The 21349-nt window shown below is 64.7% G+C and carries 15 protein-coding genes; 4 read left to right on the forward strand and 11 right to left on the reverse strand.

Going from position 1 to position 21349, the window contains the following annotated elements; genetic code table 11:
• The first annotated feature begins 41 nt into the window (after positions 1 to 41).
• The 3 genes from pncB to H8A92_RS07655 are packed head-to-tail and all read left to right on the forward strand — an operon-like array spanning position 42 to position 3472.
• Complete coding sequence (gene pncB, locus H8A92_RS07645) at positions 42 to 1346, forward strand: nicotinate phosphoribosyltransferase (RefSeq protein ID WP_229195211.1); 1305 nt, start codon at positions 42 to 44, stop codon at positions 1344 to 1346.
• Between the two features lie 45 nt (positions 1347 to 1391).
• Positions 1392 to 2687: an O-acetylhomoserine aminocarboxypropyltransferase gene (locus tag H8A92_RS07650; protein ID WP_229195212.1), complete on the forward strand. Its 1296-nt coding sequence runs from the start codon at positions 1392 to 1394 to the stop codon at positions 2685 to 2687.
• 5 nt (positions 2688 to 2692) lie between these two features.
• Complete coding sequence (locus tag H8A92_RS07655) at positions 2693 to 3472, forward strand: alpha/beta fold hydrolase (RefSeq protein WP_229195213.1); 780 nt, start codon at positions 2693 to 2695, stop codon at positions 3470 to 3472.
• 732 nt (positions 3473 to 4204) lie between these two features.
• On the opposite strand, the gene H8A92_RS07660 is transcribed toward H8A92_RS07655, so the two are convergent.
• The 7 genes from H8A92_RS07660 to H8A92_RS07690 form a co-directional block, all read right to left on the reverse strand.
• Entirely contained in the window at positions 4205 to 4588 is a 384-nt protein-coding gene (locus H8A92_RS07660) for a hypothetical protein (RefSeq protein ID WP_229195214.1), read from the reverse strand.
• 75 nt (positions 4589 to 4663) lie between these two features.
• Positions 4664 to 4858, reverse strand: coding sequence for a hypothetical protein (locus H8A92_RS07665; RefSeq protein WP_229195215.1), 195 nt, complete (start codon positions 4856 to 4858; stop codon positions 4664 to 4666).
• 45 nt (positions 4859 to 4903) lie between these two features.
• On the reverse strand, positions 4904 to 7351 hold the full coding sequence (locus tag H8A92_RS07670) for an arylsulfatase (RefSeq protein ID WP_229195216.1): 2448 nt from the start codon (positions 7349 to 7351) through the stop codon (positions 4904 to 4906).
• Positions 7352 to 7598: 247 nt separating this feature from the next.
• On the reverse strand, positions 7599 to 8621 hold the full coding sequence (locus tag H8A92_RS07675) for a S1C family serine protease (RefSeq protein ID WP_229195217.1): 1023 nt from the start codon (positions 8619 to 8621) through the stop codon (positions 7599 to 7601).
• 285 nt (positions 8622 to 8906) lie between these two features.
• A complete protein-coding gene (locus H8A92_RS07680) occupies positions 8907 to 9356 on the reverse strand; it encodes a gluconate 2-dehydrogenase subunit 3 family protein (protein WP_229195218.1) in 450 nt (149 codons plus the stop codon).
• A gap of 19 nt (positions 9357 to 9375) precedes the next feature.
• On the reverse strand, positions 9376 to 10977 hold the full coding sequence (locus H8A92_RS07685; RefSeq protein WP_229195219.1) for a GMC family oxidoreductase: 1602 nt from the start codon (positions 10975 to 10977) through the stop codon (positions 9376 to 9378).
• Positions 10978 to 11090: 113 nt separating this feature from the next.
• Entirely contained in the window at positions 11091 to 12314 is a 1224-nt protein-coding gene (locus tag H8A92_RS07690; protein ID WP_229195220.1) for a cytochrome P450, read from the reverse strand.
• 234 nt (positions 12315 to 12548) lie between these two features.
• Here H8A92_RS07690 and H8A92_RS07695 point away from each other — a divergent pair, with 234 nt between their 5' ends.
• Positions 12549 to 13121 (forward strand): flavin-containing monooxygenase, encoded by a 573-nt coding sequence (locus H8A92_RS07695; protein ID WP_229195221.1) that lies wholly within the window; start codon positions 12549 to 12551, stop codon positions 13119 to 13121.
• Positions 13122 to 14376: 1255 nt separating this feature from the next.
• Here H8A92_RS07695 and H8A92_RS07700 read toward each other — a convergent pair.
• The 4 genes from H8A92_RS07700 to H8A92_RS07715 all read right to left on the reverse strand — a co-directional run bounded on the left by H8A92_RS07700 (position 14377) and on the right by H8A92_RS07715 (position 21278).
• Complete coding sequence (locus H8A92_RS07700) at positions 14377 to 17679, reverse strand: carboxyl transferase domain-containing protein (RefSeq protein ID WP_229195222.1); 3303 nt, start codon at positions 17677 to 17679, stop codon at positions 14377 to 14379.
• A gap of 210 nt (positions 17680 to 17889) precedes the next feature.
• Entirely contained in the window at positions 17890 to 18774 is an 885-nt protein-coding gene (locus H8A92_RS07705; RefSeq protein ID WP_229195223.1) for an ABC transporter permease, read from the reverse strand.
• Positions 18771 to 19727, reverse strand: a complete 957-nt coding sequence (locus tag H8A92_RS07710) for an ABC transporter permease (RefSeq protein WP_229195224.1) — start codon at positions 19725 to 19727, stop codon at positions 18771 to 18773. The genes H8A92_RS07705 and H8A92_RS07710 overlap by 4 nt, the downstream gene beginning before the upstream one ends.
• A gap of 3 nt (positions 19728 to 19730) precedes the next feature.
• Complete coding sequence (locus H8A92_RS07715; RefSeq protein ID WP_229195225.1) at positions 19731 to 21278, reverse strand: ABC transporter substrate-binding protein; 1548 nt, start codon at positions 21276 to 21278, stop codon at positions 19731 to 19733.
• Between the last annotated feature and the right edge of the window lie 71 nt (positions 21279 to 21349).

Genomic DNA, 21349 nt, shown 5'->3' on the forward strand with positions numbered 1-21349 from the left:
ACCCACTGGGCGGGCGCCGCGGGGCAGGCTAAGGTTCCCGCATGACCGTGACAGATATCGCGACCCGGACCTACAACCACGGCTGGCGGCTCGACCCGATCGTGCGCAGCCTGCTGGACACCGATTTCTACAAGTTGTTGATGCAGCAGATGATCCGGGAAAGCTATCCGGACACGCGCACGACCTTTTCGGTGATCAACCGTTCGACCCATATCCGGCTCGCCGAGGTCATCGACGAGGGCGAGCTGCGCGCCCAGCTCGACCACGCCCGCACCATCCGCTTCAGCAAGAAGGAACTGATCTGGCTCGCCGGTAACACGTTCTACGGCAAGACCCAGATGTTCTCGCCGGATTTCATCAACTGGCTCTCGACCTTCCGCCTGCCCGAATACGAGCTGCACAAGGTCGACGGCCAGTACGAGCTGCATTTCCACGGGCCGTGGACCCACACCACGATGTGGGAGATCCCGGCGCTCGCGATCCTCAACGAATTGCGCTCACGCGCGGCGACCAAGGCCTACGGCCGCTTCGCGCTCGACGTGCTCTACGCCCGCGCCAAGGCCAAGCTGTGGGCCAAGGTCGAGCGGCTACGCAAGCTCGACGGCTTGCGGCTATCCGATTTCGGCACACGGCGCCGGCATGGCTTCCTCTGGCAACGCTGGTGCGTCGAGGCGGTGAAGGAAGGTCTCGGTCCGTCCTTCACCGGAACGTCGAACGTGCTGCTGGCGATGGACAACGACCTCGAGGCGATCGGCACCAACGCGCACGAACTGCCGATGGTGGCCGCCGCACTCGCCAACGACGACCAGGAGCTGCGCTGGGCGCCCTATCGCATCCTCGACCAATGGCGCCACGCCTATGGCGGCAACCTGCTGATCGCGCTGCCCGATGCGTTCGGCACCAAGCCGTTCCTGCGCGACGCGCCCGACTGGGTCGCCGACTGGACCGGGTTTCGTCCCGACAGCGCGCCGCCGATCACGGCCGGCGAAGACATCATCAAGTGGTGGAAGCAGAAGGGCCGCGATCCCAAGGAGAAGCTTCTGGTGTTCTCCGACGCGATGGATGTCGGCTCGATCGAGGAGACGTTCCACCACTTCAAGGGCCGCGTGCGCGTCAGCTTCGGCTGGGGCACCAACCTCACCAACGACTTCGTCGGCTGCGCACCTGACGGCACCGCCGCGCTCGATCCGATCTCGATCGTCTGCAAGGTGACGTCGGTCGACGGACGACCGGCCGTGAAGCTCTCCGACAATCCGGAGAAGGCGACCGGCATCCCCACGGAGGTTGAACGCTATTTGCGCGTGTTCGGCAATGTCGGCCGCGTTCGCACCGCAGTTCACGTCTAAATCTTCGGACTCAACCTTTTCATCGACTGACCCGACGAGCCTCGCATGCCCGCACCCAAGCCGCCTGCCTTCGAAACCCTGAGCCTGCACGCCGGCCAGCGCCCCGATCCCGCAACCGGCGCGCGCGCCGTGCCGATCTATCAGACCACGTCCTACGTGTTCCAGGACGCCGACCACGCCGCCGCGCTGTTCAACCTGGAGCGCGCCGGTCACATCTATACGCGCATCTCCAACCCGACCACCGCAGTGCTGGAGGAGCGCATTGCCGCGCTCGAATGCGGCGTCGGCGCGATCTGCACTGCGAGCGGCATGGCCGCGATGCATCTGGCGATCGCAACGCTGCTCAATGCCGGCGACCATATCGTCGCCTCCGCCTCGCTCTACGGCGGCACCATCAATCTCTTGGCGCACACGCTGCCGCGGTTCGGCATCACCACGACCTTCGTCAAGCCGCGCGCGCTCGATGAATTCCGTGCCGCGATCAAGCCGAACACACGCCTCGTGATCGGCGAGACCATCGGCAATCCCGGCCTCGAGGTGCTGGACATCCCCGCGGTCGCGCAGATCGCGCATGATGCGAAGATTCCGCTGCTGATCGACAACACCTTCGCAACGCCCTATCTCAGCCAGCCGATCGAGCTCGGCGCCGACATCACGATGAACTCGGCGACGAAGTGGATGGGCGGCCATGGCATCGCGATCGGCGGCGTCATCGTCGACGGCGGCCGGTTCGACTGGCGCGGCTCCGGCAAATTCCCGCAGCTCACCGAACCCTATGCCGGCTATCACGGCATCGTCTTCGACGAGCAGTTCGGCAAGGCCGCCTTCATCATGCGCGCCCGCACCGAAGGCCTGCGCGATTTCGGCGCCTGCCTGTCGCCGACCAACGCGTTCCAATTGTTGCAAGGCATCGAGACGCTCGGCGTCCGCATGGACCGCCACGTCAGCAACACCCGTGTGGTGCTGGAGGCCCTCGCCGCGAACAAGGCGGTCGACTGGGTGCTGCATCCGTCGCTGGAGACGCATCCGGACTATGCGCTGGCGAAGAAGCTGCTGCCGCGCGGCGCCGGCTCGATCATCAGCTTCGGCATCAAGGGCGGCCGCCCCGCCGGCAAGAAGTTCATCGAGTCCCTGAAGCTGATCAGCCATCTCGCCAATGTCGGCGACGCCAAGACATTGGTGATCCACCCTGCCAGCACCACGCATCAGCAGATGGATGCCGAGCAGCTCAAGGCTGCCGGGATCGGCGAGGAGCTGGTGCGGCTGTCGGTCGGCATCGAAACCGCTGACGATATCATCGACGATCTCGGCCAGGCGCTGCGCGCCTCGCAAAGGACTTGAGCGCCATGCAGCTTTCCGTCAACGGATCAGACACCTTCATCGCCACCGGCGGCAAGCCGTTCGACCCATCGCTGCCCGCCGTGGTGATGATCCACGGCGCCGGCTTCGATTCCTCGACCTGGGCGCTGCACAGCCGCTGGTTCGCCCATCACGGCTATTCCGTGCTGGCACCTGATCTGCCCGGGCACGGCCGCTCCGCAGGCAAGCCGCTCGCAACGATTGCCGAGATGGCCGACTGGATCGCGGCGCTGATTGCCGCGGCCGGCGCAGCGAAGGCCCGGCTGATCGGCCATTCGATGGGCTCGCTGATCGCGATCGAGACTTCGGCGCGACATCCCGACAAGGTGTCCGGCCTCGCCCTGATCGGCACCGCCGCGACCATGACGGTCGGTCCCGATCTCCTGAAGGCTGCCGAGGCCAATGACGTGGCCGCGATCGACATGGTCTCGATCTGGGGCCTCGGCTTCAAGGCCGAGCTCGGCGGCAGCCTCGCGCCGGGCCTGTGGATGCACCAGGGCGCGCAGCGTGTGCTGCAGGAGGCAAAGCCCGGTGTGCTGTACAACGACCTCAACGCCTGCAACGCCTATCAGAACGGGTTGACCGCCGCCGCCGCGGTCAAGGTGCCCGCAACCTTCGTCCTCGGCGAGCGCGACATGATGACGCCCGCCAAGGCAGGCAAGGCACTCGCCGCCGCGACGCCAAATGCCCGCATTGTGGTGCTGCCCGGCGCCGGCCACATGATGATGGTCGAGCAGCCTGACGAGCTGCTGGCGGCGCTGCAGTAGGGCCGCCGCCGGCTCCGCTTCCCGCCATCCCAAAATATCGAAAACAACCCCATGCAAAGGAGCAGACCGGCCGCCGTCACTCGGACAAGCAACTTGACACGTCGGGCAACTCAGCGATATCTTCTATTATTCCGAATTTTTGCGACAAGTCCGAGAGCGGCCTGACGCGGAGATTCACGCCAGCCAAGGGCGAATGAGCTTGCTTTGAGTCCTTTGCACTCTCAGGCGAGGAGGCCGATGCATGATGAAGATGGTGACTGTCGCATGCGCTCTCGGAGCGGCCCTGGTGTTGTGTACCCTCGGGACGTCCGGTGCTGAAGCCCGGGCGCGCAAGGCACAGATCGTTCATGAACGAACGAGGGTCGTGATCCCGACGCCCGTGATAACGCCGACTCCGTGGGATTATTACATCGTTCCACGATATCGCTATCGCCCTGAAGACGATCGGGTCGATCCATATGGGCCGCCCCTGGTGTCGTCTTGGGACCTCTATGAGGGGTGGCGGTGGCCATACTGGTAGTGAAAAGCGATCACGCCAATCAGATCGCATTCCGGGAAAAGTGGTGATTGTTCCCTGACGGACGCGGCGGTAGCGGCTTCAGGCCAACAGCGAGCGTAGCCCGGATGAGCGAAGCGACATCCGGGGGCCGGCAGTAGATCGCGACATCAATCCCGCATGTCGCTTCGCTCATGCGGGCTACTTGCTGACCTGCCGGAGTTGCCCAACCACCATCATCTCAGATTCGCGGTGAGCCAAGCGCGACCGAGGAGGAGCGTGAAGATCGCATGGAGCGCGACCGCCGGCCACAGGAGGAGGCCCGTGAGCCGGCCCCCAAACCCCACGTAGAGCAGAAAAATGGCCGCTGACAGATTGTAGATTAGTAGCGCGCTTATAGATGATGCCGCCGCGGCAGGCCCGGGCCAGCTGGCGAGCACCAGCCCGAGCAGAGCGATGGCCGTGAGCCGGCCGAGCGCGTCACCGGCTTCGGAGAACTCGGTCCCGAATACCAACCTCGCGAACAGCTGCGGCCGAATGAACAGGATGAGACCCGTTACCGCGACCTCGCCAACTGCGGCGAGAACGGTCCATTGCTCGGCAACGCCGCGTTTCAACATGTGTCCACAACCAAGGCTGGCGCCCCCGAGGCCGATTGAACAGCGATCGACTGCAACGATCCGGCGGCCGCGAACTCACCCTACCCGCTTGACCGGCGGAATCTTGTAGCTGCCATCGAGCAGCGGTTTGCTCGGCTGATACACGCGCCCGCCGGTGCCCGTCGTTCGGCTACCGATCGAGCCTGCCGTGCCTAGCCCCAGTGCGCCCAGACCGAGATCACGGCGCCGCAACCGAATTGAATTCATCCACTGACCCGCTGCGATGTTCATGGACTTTTCCTCTGCCTTGCGGTGAACAGCCAGTCCGATGCACTGCTAGTTCTTGGCTTCCTTCTGCGGCTCCGGTTCGACCTTGAAGGTCAGCTTGTCGATTTTGCCAGTGAACTTGAACGGAGGATCGTAGCGATACTCGATCAGCGCCACGCCGGTGCGGGTGTCCTGGCCGATGTCGAAGGTTTCGTCCTCGGGCAGCGTGACCGGGATGCCGTGCTCCAGGCTGTTCCGCGCCATCTCCTTGCCGTCTACCGACAAGATGCCCGTGCCTCCCTTGCCGAGGTCCGGACCGTCCGACTTGAAATCGAAGACGATGCTGTGCTTGCCCGCCGTCAGCTCCGGTCCCTCCCACGCCGTTCGCTTGAGGTCGAGCAGATTGTAGAGGAACACGACCTTGCCCCGTCCGACGCCAAATTCGCCCTTGGTCAGGTATAGGCCGTAGCCGCCGAAGCGCCCGCCGTGCGTGACGATCATGCCTTCCGCGCCACCTGAAGGGATGTCGACTTCAGCAGTGATGACATAGCTCTTGTTCAGGATGCTCGGCGCCGCGCTGGCCGGCGTGCCGATCAGTTCGCCCGAATAGGTGAAGGTTGTACGTCCTGCCGTGAGATTCGGACGCGGCGCGTTCCAGCGCGCCAGCGTCGAGTTGTCGAGCGGGAGCACGTTGTACTTCTTCGCTTCTGAATAGAAGAGATCCTGCATCTGTTTGACCTTGTCCGGCATCTTGGCAGCGAGGTCGTTGGATTGCGTCGGATCTTCCTTGACGTTGTAGAGCTCCCAATTGTAGCCGGTAATGACGTCGGGCGCCGGCTTGCTGCTCAGCTCCCATGGGATTGTCGCGGGCGTCGTCGCCGCGACCCATCCGTCGCTGTAGATGGCGCGATTGCCGAGCATCTCGAAATACTGTGTCTTGTGGGTTGATGGCGCATTCGCGTTCGCCTTGTCCCACGTGTACGCCATGCTGACGCCTTCGATCGGAATCTGCTTGATCCCGTTGACCGTGTCGGGTTGCGAAATACCTGCCGCTTCGAGAATGGTCGGCACGATGTCGATGACGTGGTGGAACTGGCGGCGAATGCCGCCCGCGTCGTTGATATGCCCGGGCCACGACATCACCACGCCCTGCGCGGTCCCGCCGAAGTGTGACGGCACCTGCTTGACCCATTTGAAAGGCGTATCCATCGTCCACGCCCACCCCGCGGCGTAGTGCGGGAAGGTCCGTTCCGATCCCCAGAACGGGTACCAGAGGAACTGATCCTTCACCGGCACGGAAATGCCGTTGAGGCTGGTGAACTCGTTCGGCGTGCCGTTGATCATGCCTTCGGCGCTCGCACCGTTGTCGCCGCCGATGTAGATGATCAACGTGTTGTCGAGTTGGCCGAGGTCTTCCACGGCCTGGATCACCCGCCCGATCTCATGGTCGGCATAGGCGAGATAGGCCCCATAGATGTCCGCCTGCTTGACGAAGAGCTTTTTCTCGTCCCAGCTCAGCGAGTCCCATTCCGGCAGCTCTTTCGGCCAAGGTGTCAGCTTGGCATTCTCCGGCATGATGCCGAGCCGCTTCTGATTGGCGAAGATCTTCTCGCGGACCTTGTTCCAGCCGTCGTCGAACAGATGCATGTCGCTGATCTTCTTGATCCACTCCGGCGTCGGATGGTGTGGGGCATGCGTGGCACCCGGCACGTAGTAGACGAGGAACGGCTTGTCGGGCGCGACCTCCTTGAGTTGTTTGATGTACTGGATTGCCTCGTCGGCCATCGCCGTCTCGAGATTCCAGCCGGGATTATTGGCGAAGGGATAGATCGCGGTCGTATTGCGGAACAGGTTCGGCTGCCACTGGCTCGCGTCGCCACCGACGAAGCCGTAGAAATACTCAAAGCCCATGCCATTCGGCCATTGATCGAACGGGCCGGCCTGGCTCGACTGGTAGGACGGCGTGTTGTGGTCCTTGCCGAACCACGAGGTCGCGTAGCCGTTGGCCTTAAGAATGGTGCCGACGGTGCCTTTCTCGATCGGGATGATGGAGTCGTAACCCGGGAAACCGGTCGCCAGTTCTCCGACCACTCCAGAGCCAACCGAGTGATGATTGCGCCCGGTGATCAGCGCGGCGCGCGTCGGCGAGCACAACGATGTCGAATGGAAGTTCGTGTAGCGCACACCAGCCTGCGCGATTCGATCCATGCTGGGCGTCGGTATGACGCCGCCGAACGTGCTTGGCGCACCAAAACCCTGGTCGTCCGTCATGATGAGCAGTACATTGGGCGCGCCTTTGGGCGGCACCACACGCGGCGCCCACCATGGTTTCGATTCCGAGGCCTTCTCGCCGATCACCCCGCCAAATCCTGGCGGCGACGGTGGAAGTTGTTTGCCATCTATCGTGGTGGTGGCGCCGGGCGATCCTAGAACGCCCGTGACTTGCTGAGCGGAGACCGATACCGAACCGAGAGCCAGAAGCGCTGCGGCTGCAAGTGCGCTGTGAAGGATCTTCATATTCCAACCCTCCGTCGACCGTTTGAGCGTGCTTAGGCTGGCGGCCCCCTGCGGAACTTGCTTTGATCTACGTCAAAAAATGTGCTGTCCCGTTTGGCTTCCAAGACCTGACATCTTGCACGTTTACAGGAACACGCCAGTTCCAGTCGGTCGACACGGATCGCATAGCCAAAAGCGTTTGCGGGCGCGACCACAACCCCTCTCCCCACCGGGGGAAAGGGTCAGGACGGTTTGTGGATCGCACGTGCTACTGCTTCGCCGGCTTCCGCCCGATCGGGTGGATGTCGATCGCGCGCAGGCGGCCGAGGCGGAGCACGTCCATCGACAGGGTTCGGTCGATCCGGCTGTGATCGAGCGCGCGGATCAGGTCGTCGACGCCGTTGATCTCGATGCCGTCGAGCCGGATCACGACGTCGCCGGGCAACAGGCTGGCGCGCGCGGCCGGGCTGTCCGGCTCGATCTGCATCAACAGCGCGCCCATCTTGTTCTCGACGCCGGCCAGCACCGCGTGCCGCCGCGGCACCGGCGCGGTCTGGCCGGCGACGCCGATATAGGCGCGGCGGACATAGCCGTGACGGATGATCTCCGACAGCACGAACTGCGCGGTGTTGCTGGCGACCGCAAAGCAGATGCCCTGCGCGCCGTTGATGATCGCGGTGTTGATCCCGATCACCTCGCCCTGCGACGACACCAGCGGACCGCCGGAATTGCCGGGATTGAGCGCAGCGTCGGTCTGGATCACGTCCTCGATGGTGCGCCCGCTGACCGAACGGATCGAGCGGCCGAGCGCCGACACCACGCCGGCGGTGACAGTCGATTCGAAGCCGAGCGGATTGCCGATTGCGACCACGAGCTGGCCGCGCCGCAAGGTCTTGGAATTGCCGAGCGAGGCATAGGGGAGATCGCGCGCGCCATCGGCGCGCAGCAGCGCGAGATCGGTGTCGGGATCGACGCCGAGCACGTGGGCATCGGTGACGAAACCCTCAGTGTCGCGCAACCGGATCTCCTTCGACGATCCGACCACATGGTTGTTGGTCAGCACGAACCCGTCGGGCGAGATCACGATGCCCGAGCCGAGCCCGCCGCGCTCGCGCGCGCTACGCACCTTCGGCCCGGTTTCGACCCGGACCACGGCGGGGCCGACGCGATCGGTCACGTCGATCACCGCGTTGGAATAGGCATCCAGCAAGGCCCTGTCATCGACTTGGGCAGCATCGGCCGTCGCCGCTGACGGCGTGTCAGCAGCGGTATCTGAGGTAAAATCCAGCATGGCGAGAGTCCTTTGGTCCCCTCAAATGGTGACCGGCTCCCGTCGCCGCAAGTAGTTACCTGCCCGGTCGGCTAGGACAAGGTAAGTCCACGATCGAAGTCGCTCGGCCGCGCACTTGCTTTCACCTCTCCCCGATGGGGAGAGGCCGATTTGCGAAGCAAATCGGGTGAGGGGCCGCAGCTCCAAAGAGGGACCGTAACCCCTCACCCGGCGCTATGCGCCGACCTCTCCCAAGGGAGAGGTGAAGCCCCGCCGTGGGTGCAAATCAGCCCAATCTCGTCAGGCCTAGGGCGCCCGCCGCAGGGTGCCGCCGCGCGCCTTGACCGGATCGAGCAGCGACCAGTCGCCGTCCGGCAGCACATGGCCCTTGGGGAATGGCGCGCGCAGCTCAAGCCCGAGCGAGCGCAGCACGCGGTCGTCGCGGTAGTAGCATTGCAGCACCACGCGGACGAGCGTCGCGGCGGCAGCGCCGCCGCGGCTACGAAACTCCTGCGCCACGGCATCGCGCCTGGCATCGTCGAGCTCGGCGAGCGGCTTGCCGGCGAGATCAGCCAGATGATCCAGCGCCCGCGCAACCAGCGCCGTGTCGCGGCCGAGCGTTGCGAGCATATCGGCCTGGATCTCGGCATCATCCGCACCCGGCACCTTGTACTCGTCACTGGCGGGAACGATCATCGCGGCGACGGTGCGGAGATCGGCGCGCTGGGCTGCGGTCAGTTGTTTTGCATCGGACATGTCGGTTCTCTGGACGGTCTCAGTCGAACAGATTGGCCAGACGCTGCTTCATCTGGTCGGCGATGTAGAGCGCGAGCGCCTGGATGGTGGAGGTCGGGTTCACGCCACCCGAGGTGACGAAGATGCTGCCGTCGACGATGAAGAGGTTCTTGACGTCATGCGAGCGGCCCCATTCGTTGACCACGGAGCGCGCCGGATCGGTGCCCATCCGCGCGGTGCCGAGCAAATGCCAGCCGCCCCAGGGAATCGGATCGTTGATGCAGATGTCGGTGGCACCGGCGGCCTCGAGGATCTCGCGGCCACGCGCCAGCCCGTGGTCCATCATCTTCCGGCTGTTCGCGCTGATCGTGTAGTCGATCTTCGGCGCGGGGATGCCGTGGCTGTCCTTCAGCACGGGATCGAGCGCGACGCGGTTATGTTCCTCCGGCAGATCCTCGCAGATCGCCGACACCGCAAGACGATGCCCGTTGAGCTTGCGGAACACGCGGTGATGATCCCTGCCCCAGGGCAGGATGCCCTTCTGCTCGCTCGCGACCGCTTCGAACACCGGCCCGGCGCCGCGGCCGAACTGGATGCCGTAACCGCGGACGAAGCCGCGCGACAGATCGGTGTCGTAGAACTCCTTGCTCCACAGGCAGGTCGGCGGCGCGCGGTTGCTATCGGTCGGCTCCTTCACGAAGCCGTAGATCTGCGCGTAGGGATGGAACATCAGGTTCTTGCCGACCAGGCCGGACGAGTTGGCAAGGCCGTTCGGGAATTTTCCCGACACCGAGTTGAGCAACAGCCGCGGCGTGCCGACGCCGTTGCAGGCGATGATGACGACCTCGGCCGGCTGGAATTGCTCGACGCCGTCCTTGTCGTAGTAGACGACGCCGGAGGCCATGCCGTCCTCGTTGGTCAGGATCTCGCGCACCCGGCAATGGGTTCTGAGCTCGACCCCGGCGCGGATCGCGTGCGGCCAGTAGGTGATGTCGGTCGAGGCCTTGGCGCCCTGCGCGCAGGCCGGCGTGCAATGGCCGAGATTGATGCAGCGCGCCCTGCCCTCGTAGTCCGTCGTCGCAACCGTGGTGTCCGACGGCCACCAGTGCCAGCCGAGCTGGTTCATCGCCTTGCCGATCAAGGGGCCGGACAGCCCGAGCGGCTGCTGCGGCATCGGCGGATGGCTGAGCGGCGACAGCGGATCGCCCGACAGGCCCGAGACGCCCATCATGCGATCGTTCTCCTCGAAGAACGGCGTCAGCGCATCGTAGTCGATCGGCCAGTCGTCGGCGACGCCGTCGAGCGTCTTCACCTTGAAGTCGGAGGGATGCAGCCGCGGCCAGTGCGCGGTGTACATCACCGTCGAGCCGCCGACCGCGTTGAAATTGACCACCTTGATCGGCGAATTGTCGTCGTTGATCGGGTAGTCCTCGGGCCGCTTGCGAACGTTCGGGCTGGACGACCACTCGCCGTAGAACTTCGCCTCCCAGTCGCGCCCGGTGCTCGGATATTCGGCTGGATTCATCCAGCCGCCCTGATCGAGGCAGAGGATATGCATCTTGGTATCGGCCAGACTCCAGGCCACCGCAGCGCCGGAGGCGCCGGCGCCGATGATCAGGACGTCAACGGGATCGTTCTTCATTCTTGTTCCTTGATCTCAGTATGCCGTCATTCCGGGGCGATGCGAAGCATCGAACCCGGAATCTCGAGATTCCGGGTTCGCCCTACGGGCGCCCCGGAATGACAATGCGTGATTCAATCGACGATTCTCACCGGCAAGCTTCGTATACCGCGGATGAAATTGGAATAGAGCCTTTGCGGCGGGCCCATCAGCTCAAAACGCAGATCGCGCGCCAGAACCTCCTCCCAGAGGATGCGGAGTTGCTGCTCGGCGAGGCGGTCGCCGACGCAGCGATGGATACCGGCGCCGAAGGCGAGGTGCTGACGCGGCTTGGCGCGGTCGATGATGAATTCATCGGCACGCTCGATCTTGTCCTCGTCGCGATTGCCGGAGATGTACCACATCACCACCTTCTCGCCCTTCCTAATCTGGCGGCCGGCGAGCTCGACATCATTGCGCGCGGTGCGGCGCATGTGCAGCACCGGCGTGTGGTAGCGGATGGTCTCGGACACCAGGTTCGGGATCAGCTCGTGCTTCGCGCGGACCAGCTCGAATTGCTCGGGATTCTCGCACAGCGCCATCAGGCCTGCCGACATCGAATTCCGCGTGGTGTCGTTGCCGCCGACGATCAGGAGCCCGATCGTGCCGATGAACTCGCGCGGCTCCAGATTCCGCGTCGCTTCCGAATGCGCCAGCATCGAGATCAGATCGAAGGTGGGCGGCGCATCGACCCGCGCGTCCCATAGCTTGCGGAAATATTCTCCCATCTTGACCAGTTCGGCGGTGCGCTCAGCCTCCGAATGCACCACCGCGTCTGATGACTCGACGTTGGCGATCGCGACATCCGACCACCAGGTCAGCTTGGCACGATCCTCGGAGGGAAAATCGAACAGCGTTGCCAGCATCATGTTGGTGAGGTCGACCGAGACCCGCTCGGCCCAGTCGAAGGTCTCGTTGCGCGGCAGCGCATCGAGCACGGTGGCCGTACGCTGGCGGATCAAGGCCTCCAAATTGGCGAGGTTCGACGGTGCAACGATCGGCGCCACCGTGCGGCGCTGCGCGGTGTGGCCGGGCGGGTCCATCCGGATGAAGCTCGGCCGCTCCAGCCCCTTGGGCTGGTCAGCGACCTGGATACCGCCGAGCTCGGAGGCCGAGGAATAGTTCTGGTGATCGAGCTCGACCGCGAAGATGTCGTCGTAACGCGTCACCGACCAGTAAGGGCCGTAGGCCGACGTCTCGCAATAATGCACGGGATCGTCGCGGCGGAGTTGTGCGAACAGCGGCCGCCAAATGTCGTCCTGGTAAAGCCGGGGATTGCTGACATCGATCGATGTCGGCCTGCGCAGCGCCTCTCCCATCGCCTTACTCCCGCTGGTTCCGTCGCCGCTTGGCGGGCGATCGTCTTGTCGGGTCGACGATAGCGGGTATCCCGCGGCCGAGTAAAGCCGCGGCGCCGACAGTCCGCCGCGCGGAATGCGCGCAGGCGGGCAAACCCGGCAAATCGCGATAGCTGCCCCGCGCTTCGATGTTTGTCGGCAACAACAAGACCGGTTAGCCTTGCAGGCAATCAACCGATCAGGGAGCAGCGACAGGTGGCCGCATCGCGCCAGGACAACAGCGCCCAGACGGCTGCGCTGGACTACGACGTCATCATCATCGGCGCCGGCCTGTCCGGCATGTACCAGCTTTACCGGCTGCGCGAGCTCGGCCTGAATGCGCGGGTGTTCGAGGCCGGTACCGGTGTGGGAGGCACCTGGTACTGGAACCGGTATCCCGGCGCGCGCTTCGATTCCGAAAGCTATTCCTACGGCTACTCGTTCTCGAAGGAGTTGTTGCAGGAATGGGAATGGTCCGAGCATTTCGCCGGCCAGCCCGAGACCCTGCGCTACTGCAACTATGTCGCCGACAAGTTCGACCTGCGCCGCGATATCCAGTTCGAGAGCCGCGTCACGTCGGCGATCTACCAGGACGAGAGGCGGAGCTGGCAGGTCACGCTGGAGAGCGGCGCGCGGCACTCATGCCGTTTCCTGATCACCGCGATCGGGCCGCTGTCGACGCCGACCCTGCCGCGCATCGAGGGCATCGAGGATTCGAGGGGCAGTCGTTTCACACCGCGCGCTGGCCGAAGGACAAGGTCGATTTCACCGGCAAGCGCGTCGCCGTGATCGGCACCGGCGCCACCGGCATCCAGACCATCCAGACCATCGCCGGCGAAGTCGGCCACCTCACCGTGTTCCAGCGCACCGCCAACTGGGCCGCGCCGCTGCACAACGGCAAGATCGATGCGGAGACGCAAGGCAGGATCAAGGCGGGCTATCCCGAGATCTTCGCGCGCTGCAAGGAGACGTTTGCCTGCTTCGTCCACACGCCCGACCCGCGCGGCGCGTTCGAAGTCAGCGAGCAAGAACGGGAGGCGTTCTACGAAAAACTCTATGGCGAGCGCGGCTTCGGCATCTGGCAGGGCAATTTCAAGGATATCCTGATTGATCGCGCGGCCAATGCGACGATCAGCGATTTCGTTGCGCGCAAGATCCGCGAGCGCGTCAAGGACCCGAAGGTCGCGGAGATGCTGATCCCGACAAACCACGGCTTCGGCACGCGGCGGCTGCCGCTCGAGACCTTCTATTACGAGGTCTACAATCGCGACAATGTCGAGCTGGTCGATCTCAAGGCGACACCGATCGAGCGGATGACGCCCGAGGGCATCCGGACGACCGAGAAGGATTACACCTTCGACATCATCATCTACGCCACCGGCTTCGACGCCATCACCGGCAGCTTCGACAAGATCGATATCCGCGGCGCACACGGCGCGCGGCTGAAGCAGAAGTGGACGCACGGCCCCGAGACCTATCTCGGGCTGATGGTCGACGGCTTCCCCAACATGATGATGCTGATGGGCCCGCACACCGCGCTCGGCAACATCCCGCGCAGCATCGAATACAGCGTTGATTGGGTCACCGGGCTGCTCCGTTTCGCGCAAGATAAGGGCCTGACCTTCCTCGACGCCACGCCCGAGGGCACCGCCGGCTGGACCGATCACGTGAAAGCGCTAGGTGTCGGACTGCTGTCCAACGAGGTCGATTCCTGGATGACCGGCATCAACCGCAACGTCGAAGGCAAGCAGACGCGCATCGTCGCCCGCTACAGCGGCAGCGCACCGGCGTATCGCGAGCGATGCGACGCGGTGGCGGCGGGGGGTTATGCGGAGTTGAATTTGGCCTGACTCTCGCAGTGACGCGAGGCGCCCGCCCACCTACCGCCGTCGTCCCGGCGAAAGCCGGGACCCATAACCACAGGGCTGGGTTGTTGAAGGAGGGCTGTGGCCGCAGCACCGTACGACAATGACCATCGGTGGTTATGGGTCCCTGCTTGCGCAGGGACGACACCGAATATGTTGCGGTACCACCCGGTGCCGCCCTACCACGCATCGATGCACGGGCGCTTCCGCACCGTCCGCGGCTCCGGCTTCGGCACCGAGCGGAGGCCGGCCATGATCCAGTGCCGGGTGTCGGCGGGATCGATCACCTCGTCGATCTCCAGCACCGAGGCGATCGAGACGGCCTTGCCGTTGGCGTAGAGCTCGGCGACCTTGGTCTGGAAATATTTCTCGCGCTCGACCGGATCCGCGATCGCTTCCATCTCCTTGCGGAAGCCGAGGCGGACATAGCCTTCGAGGCCCATGCCGCCGAACTCACCGGTCGGCCACGCCACCGTGAAGAACGAGGCGTGGAAGCCGCCGCCGATCATCGATTGTGCGCCGAGGCCGTAGCCCTTGCGCAGCACGATGCCGAACAGCGGCACCGTGATGCTGGCGCCGGTGACGAACATCCGCGCAACATGGCGCACGATCGCGGTCTTCTCGGCCTCAGGGCCGACCATGAAGCCCGGCGTGTCGCACAGCGAGACGATCGGGATATCGAAGGCGTCGCATAGCTGCATGAAGCGCGCGGCCTTGTCGCCGGCCGCCGCATCGATCGCGCCGCCGAGATGCTTCGGATTGTTGGCGATCAGGCCGAACGGCTTGCCTTCGATGCGGATGAACGCCGTGATCATGCCGACGCCGAAATCCCTGCGGATCTCCAGCACCGAGCCTTCGTCGGCGATCAGGTCGATCACGTTGCGGATGTCATAGACGCGCAGGCGGTTTTCGGGAATCGCACGGCGCAGCAGCCGCTGGTCCGGCGCCTTCCAGTGCTGCACCGCGCCCTGGAAGTAGGACAGATATTTCTGCGCCACCGTCGTGGCCTCTTCCTCGTCCTCGACCAGAATGTCGATCACGCCGTTCGGCGACTGGAATGAAACCGGGCCGACCTCGGCCGGATGATAGACGCCGAGCCCGCCGCCCTCGATCATCGCCGGACCACCCATGCCGATTGAGGCATTCTTGGTGGCGATGATGACGTCGCAGACGCCGAGCATCGCGGCGTTGCCGGCGAAGCAATAGCCGGAGACCACGCCGACCACGGGCACGAGGCCCGAGAGTTTTGCGAACTGCACGAAGGACGGACCGTCGAGGCCGGTCATGCCGAGCCGGTCGGTATCGCCGGGACGGCCGCCGCCGCCCTCGGCATAGAACACCAGCGGCATGCGCCATTGCTCGGCGAGGCCGAGCATGCGGTCGATCTTCTTGTGGTTCATGTGCCCTTGGGTGCCGGCGAGCACGGTGTAGTCGTAGGAGATCACCATGCAGCGAGCGCCGTCGGCGCCGAAGTCTTTGGCGTTGACGGTCGCGACGCCTGATATCAGGCCGTCGGCCGGCGTGTTCTTGATCAGGTCCTCGACCTTGCGGCGCCGGCGTTGCGCTGCGATCGCGAGCGAGCCGTATTCGACGAACGAGCCTTCGTCGACCAGCTGCGCGATGTTCTCGCGCGCGGTGCGCTGGTTGGTCTTGCGGCGGCGCTCGACCGAGGCCGGGCGGTTCTCGTCCAGCGTGATCGCCTTGCGCGCGATCAGCTCGCCAAGGTCAGGGCGGATGTGATCGAGATCGATCGCGGCTGCTTCTTCTGCGGCATGGCCGTCGACTTCGGCCGGCTCCAGGAACAGGATCGGCTCGCCATGCATCAGGGTGATGCCGGGGCCGCCGGCGATCTTCGTCACCCGGCCGCCATGCGGCGCGGTGACCAGATGCTCCATCTTCATCGATTCCAGCACTGCGATCTGCTGGCCGGGCCGAACCAGATCGCCCTCCGCGACCTCGATCGCCACGATCGTGCCTTGGAGCGGCGCCGCCACCGGAAGCGATCCCTCGGGCGCCGCCTCGATGACAGCAGTCTTGGTCACAGCCGCCTCGCTCACCTCGAGCAGCGGCGCGGCATGCTCCTGCGCGGCGCCGACCAACGCCGCGACATGGGTATCGATGAAGTTGGTGCTGATCTTGTTCCGGCCAAAGCTCTGGTGCGCCAGGATTGCACCGAGCAGCGGGATGTTGGTGGCGACGCCGCCGATCCGGAATTCGCGCAGGGTGCGCGATGCCTTGTGCACCAATTCGATCCATTTCGGGCCCGGCGAATGCACGATAACCTTTGCCAGCAGCGAGTCGAACGCGGCGCTGGTCCGGTAGCCGGAATAGCCGAACGTATCGACGCGGACGCCGGGGCCGGACGGCAGGTCGAACACGCTAAGCGTGCCGCCGGTCGGCTTTGTCAGCCCCTTCTCGTCCATCACCTCCATGTTGACGCGGAGCTGCATCGCATAGCCGCGCGGCAGCGGCACCGCTGATTGCGCCAGCCCGAGCGAGGCCAGCGTGGCGCCGGCGGCGACCGCAAGCTGCGACCGCACGAGGTCGACGCCGAGCACCTCTTCAGTGACGGTGTGCTCGACCTGGAGCCGCGGATTGGCCTCGATGAAGGCGAAGGCGCCCTCGCCTTCGCCCGCCTCATCATCGACGAGAAATTCGAAGGTGCCGAGATTGTCGTAGCGCGTGGCGGTCGCGAGCTGCTTCGCCGCCTCGATGATGCGCGCGCGCAGGCCCTCGCTCAATGATGGACTCGGCGCCACCTCGATGAGCTTCTGGTTGCGGCGCTGGATGGTGCATTCGCGCTCCCAGAGATGGCTGATGGCGCCATGACGGTCGCCGATGATCTGCACCTCGATATGACGGGCTTTTCGGATCAGCCGCTCGACATAGACCGCATCGCTGCCGAAAGCCGCCTTGGCCTCCGACTGGCAGCGCGCATAGGCCTCGTCGAGCTTGGCGGCATCCTCGACCACCCGCATGCCGCGTCCGCCGCCGCCGGCGATCGCCTTGACCATCACCGCGGCATTCGTGCCGAGCGAGGCGAAGAAGGCCTTTGCCTCGTCGAGCGACGTCGCACCCGCGGTGCCGGCAATGATCGGCACGCCGCATTTTTTGGCCAGCGCCTTCGCCTTGGCCTTGTCGCCGAACAGATCGAGCGCCTCCGGCGACGGGCCGACGAAGACGATCTTCTCCTCGGCGCAGCGCCGCGCCAGCTGGGTGTTCTCGCTGAGGAAGCCGTAACCCGGATGCAGCGCGTCGCAGCCTGCGGCCTTGGCGGCCGCGATCACGGCCTCCATGTCGAGATAGGCGCGCGCGCCGCGGCCGGGAATCTCGTGCGCCTCATCGGCGGAGCGGACATGCAGCGAAGCTGCATCGTCGGCGGGATAGATCGCGACCGTGGCAAGGCCGCTATCGGCCGCGGCGCGGGCAATGCGGATCGCGATCTCACCGCGGTTGGCAATCAGCAATTTCTTGAAGGACATGATCGGTTCCGTGAGTTGCTCACCTCGCCCCGCTTGCGGGGAGAGGTCGAAGCCGAAGCAAAGCGTAGGCTTCGGGTGAGGGGGAGTCTGCGCAAGCGAGCCCGCGGAGAGCCCCCCTCACCCGAAATTCGCGCTCCGCGCAAATTTCGACCTCTCCCCGCAAGCGGGGCGAGGTGAATGGAGCGCGGCAGCAAATAGGCACCTGCATGTCTAGCGATCCTTCATGGTCGGATCGAGCACGACACGCAAGGACTCCCCGAGCGCATTGAAGGCCAGGGAGACGACGAGAATGGCAAGCCCCGGCGCATACATCTGCTCCGGGGCGATTTCCATGTATTGATAGGCGCGCGCCAGCATGGCGCCCCAGCTCGGGTCCGGCGGCTGGATGCCGAGGCCGAGGAACGACAGGCTGGCTTCGGCCAAGAGCGCCGCGGCGAGCAGGAGGGTCACCTGCACGATGACCGGCTGCAGCGTGTTCGGCAGCACGTGGCGCCAGAGGATGTGCCAGGTCGGCGCGCCAAAACCTTTGGACGCATCGACATAAAGCTCCTGCCGCACGATCAGCGTACGGGCGCGGACGATGCGCGCCAACGCGGGAAACATCGTGATGCCGATGGCGATCATGCCGTTGGTCAGCCCGATGCCGAGCGCGCCGGTGACCGCGATCGCCAGCACGATGGCGGGGAACGACAGGAAGGTGTCGATGATGCGGCTGATGATGTCGTCGATCCAGCCGCCGAAATAGCCGGCGATCAGGCCGACCGGCAGCCCGATCAGAACCGCGACGCCGACCGCAAGCAGGCTGGCATAGACGGTGGCCGGCGCGCCGTAGATCAGGCGGGAGAAGATGTCGCGGCCGAGATCGTCGGTGCCGAGCAGATGCAGCGGCCCCGGCGGCGCCAGCATGTTGTTGACGTCCTGCGCGGTCGGCGCGTAGGGCGCGATCCAGGGCGCGCCGATGGCGACGACAACGAGCACCAGCAACACCAGGATCGACAGCGCGGCGCGCAGATCCCCGGCGAGCCAGCGCAGGAAACGCCGCAGCCGGGTCGGCCTGGCCGGTGGTTTCAGGGATGCGAGCGCGGTGTCGGTCATTGCTCGATCCTCGGATCGACTGCCGCGCACAGGATATCGGTGACCAGATTGACCGCGATCACAACCACCACCATGGTGAAGACGACACCCTGTACGATCGGGAAATCACGCTGGATCGCGCCGCGCACGATCAGGCTGCCGAGGCCGGGAATCGCGAACACCGCCTCGATCACGACGGTCGCAGCCAGCATGCGGTTGACCAAGAGGCTGATGATCGTCAGCAGATTGACGCTGACATTCTTCAGGCCGTGCTGCCAGAGGATGCGTGACATCGACAGCCCCTTGGCGTGCAGCGTGCGGACATATTGCGACGACAGCACCTCCAGCAGCGCGCCGCGGAGTTGGCGTGCGACCTCGGCCATGCCATAGGCCGCGATCGCGATCGCAGGCAGCAGCGCGTGTCGCATCGCGTCGACCGGCGATGCGCTGAAGGATTTTGCGCCGGTCGCCGGCAGCCAGTTCAGCTTCAGCGAGAATTCCGCGACCAGGATCATCGCGAGCCAAAATCCAGGCACTGCGACGCCGAGCGAGGCGAGCATGCTGATCAGCTTGTCGACCCAGCCATTCGGTTTGATCGCCGCCAGCACGCCCATCGGAATGCCGGTGACCAGCGCCAGCAGCAGCGCGATCACCACGATCAGCAGCGTGTTCGGGAAGGCGCGGCCGATCGAAACCGCGACCTTCTCGCCGGTCAGCAGCGATTGCGAGAGATCGCCCTGCGCGACATGGCCGAGCCAGGCGCCATATTGCACCAGGAACGGCCGGTCGAGGCCGTAGATTGTCCTGATCTCGGTAATCCGCGCGTCGGTCGCGTTGTCGCCCGCCAGCGTCACGGCGATGTCGCCGGGCACCAGCTTGAGCAGCGAGAACACCATGAAGGTCGCGAGCACGATCACGGGCAGCGCCTGCACGAGGCGGCTGCCGATGACCTTGATCGGTGACCGTCGCGCCATCGCTTAGCCTTCCAACCAGACGTCGTCGTATTTCGGCTTGCCGAGCAGATTGGGCCGATAGCCCTGCACCTTCTTGTTCATGGCGACCAGCTCGAACTGGAACGCAAGCGGCACGACGAAGGCATTCTCCATCACCAGCCGCTGCACGGTGGAGAAGGCCTTGCGCCTGACCTCAATATCCTCGGACGCGCGCGATTCCTTGATCGCGGCTTCGAGCTCGGGCGGCACCGGCGCACGTCCGCCATTGTAATAGGCATCCTTGGTGAACATCAGCGAATAGGTCAGGCTCGGATCGGGCCGTCCGGTCCAGGCCGAAAGCAACCCGGCTCCCTTCTTTTCCGGACCGAAGAAGGCTGCAGAGGCTTCCGCGACAGTGCCGTTGACGAACTTCACGTTGATACCGGCCTTGCGCAATTGCTCGAGCAGGATCTCTTCGCGCTGCACCGAATCCTGATCGGTGTAACCGCCGATCTCGATCGGGGTGCCTTCCTTGAAGCCCGCTTCGGCGAGCAGCTTGCGCGCCTTGTCGGGATCATAGGGATAGAGCTTGGCGACCTCGGCATCATAGGCCCAATGCGACTTCGGCAGGTTCATGTAGGCGGGTTCTGCGAGGCCGGCGAGCGCGGCCTTGGCGAAGGACTCGCGGTCGATCGCGAAGTTGAGCGCCTGGCGAACCTTGATGTTGTCGAACGGCGGCCTGGCCCAGTTCAGGAAGATCTGGAACACATAGAGCGTCGGGCCGTGCACCACCTTGACGCTCGAAGCGCGCTCGATGATCGCCTTCTGCCGCGGCGGCAGCTGATAGATCAGGTCGTTCTGGCCGGCGGTGACCGAACGAGCGCCGGTGGTGAGCTCGGGAATGATCGAGATTTCGATGCCGTCGGGATACGGCCGATTCGGTTTCCAGTATTTCTCGTTGCGCTTGACTACGATCTTCTCCCCGTCGGCCCAGCTCACGAAGGCATAGGCGCCGGCGCCGACCGGCTTGCGGGTGACGACGCCGCCTTCGGCCGCCTTCAGCGCAGTGGGCGACACCATCATGCCGGCGCGGTCGGAGAGAATGCCGGGCAGCGCGGTGTCGGGCGTCTTCAGCTTCAAGGTCACCTGCTGCGGGCCGGTGACCTCGACCGAGGCGACCGACAGCAGATCGGCCTTGATGTTCGACTTCGCATCGCCGCGGTTGCGATCGAGGTTGAACTTGACGGCTTCACCGTCGAGCGGCGTGCCGTCATGGAAGGTGACCCCGGGGCGGATATTCAGCACCAGCGTATTGGGATCGGTGAACTTCCAGCTCTCGGCAAGCCCCGGCTTCGGCTTCAGCGTGTCGAACTCCCATTCGGTCAGTGTGTCGTACATCGTGAACAGGAAGGCGTGATCGGAGCCGGCGCCGCCGGTTGCCGGATCGAGGCTCGACGGATTGGCCGGCGCCGAGATCCGCAAGGTGCCGCCCTTCTTCGGCGCGCCTTCCGCAAACGCACGGCCGCCGAGCGTGGTGCCAGCGAGTGCCGCCGAGATCAGCGCCATGGCCTCGCGTCGTGTCGTCATCGTCATGGCGTCGTCTCCAGTTTTGCTTGGAGCATGATCTTGTCGGAAAGCTGCTACACACTTTTCCGGGTCATGCT

The organism is Bradyrhizobium acaciae, assembly GCF_020889785.1.
GTDB classification, from domain to species: domain Bacteria; phylum Pseudomonadota; class Alphaproteobacteria; order Rhizobiales; family Xanthobacteraceae; genus Bradyrhizobium; species Bradyrhizobium acaciae.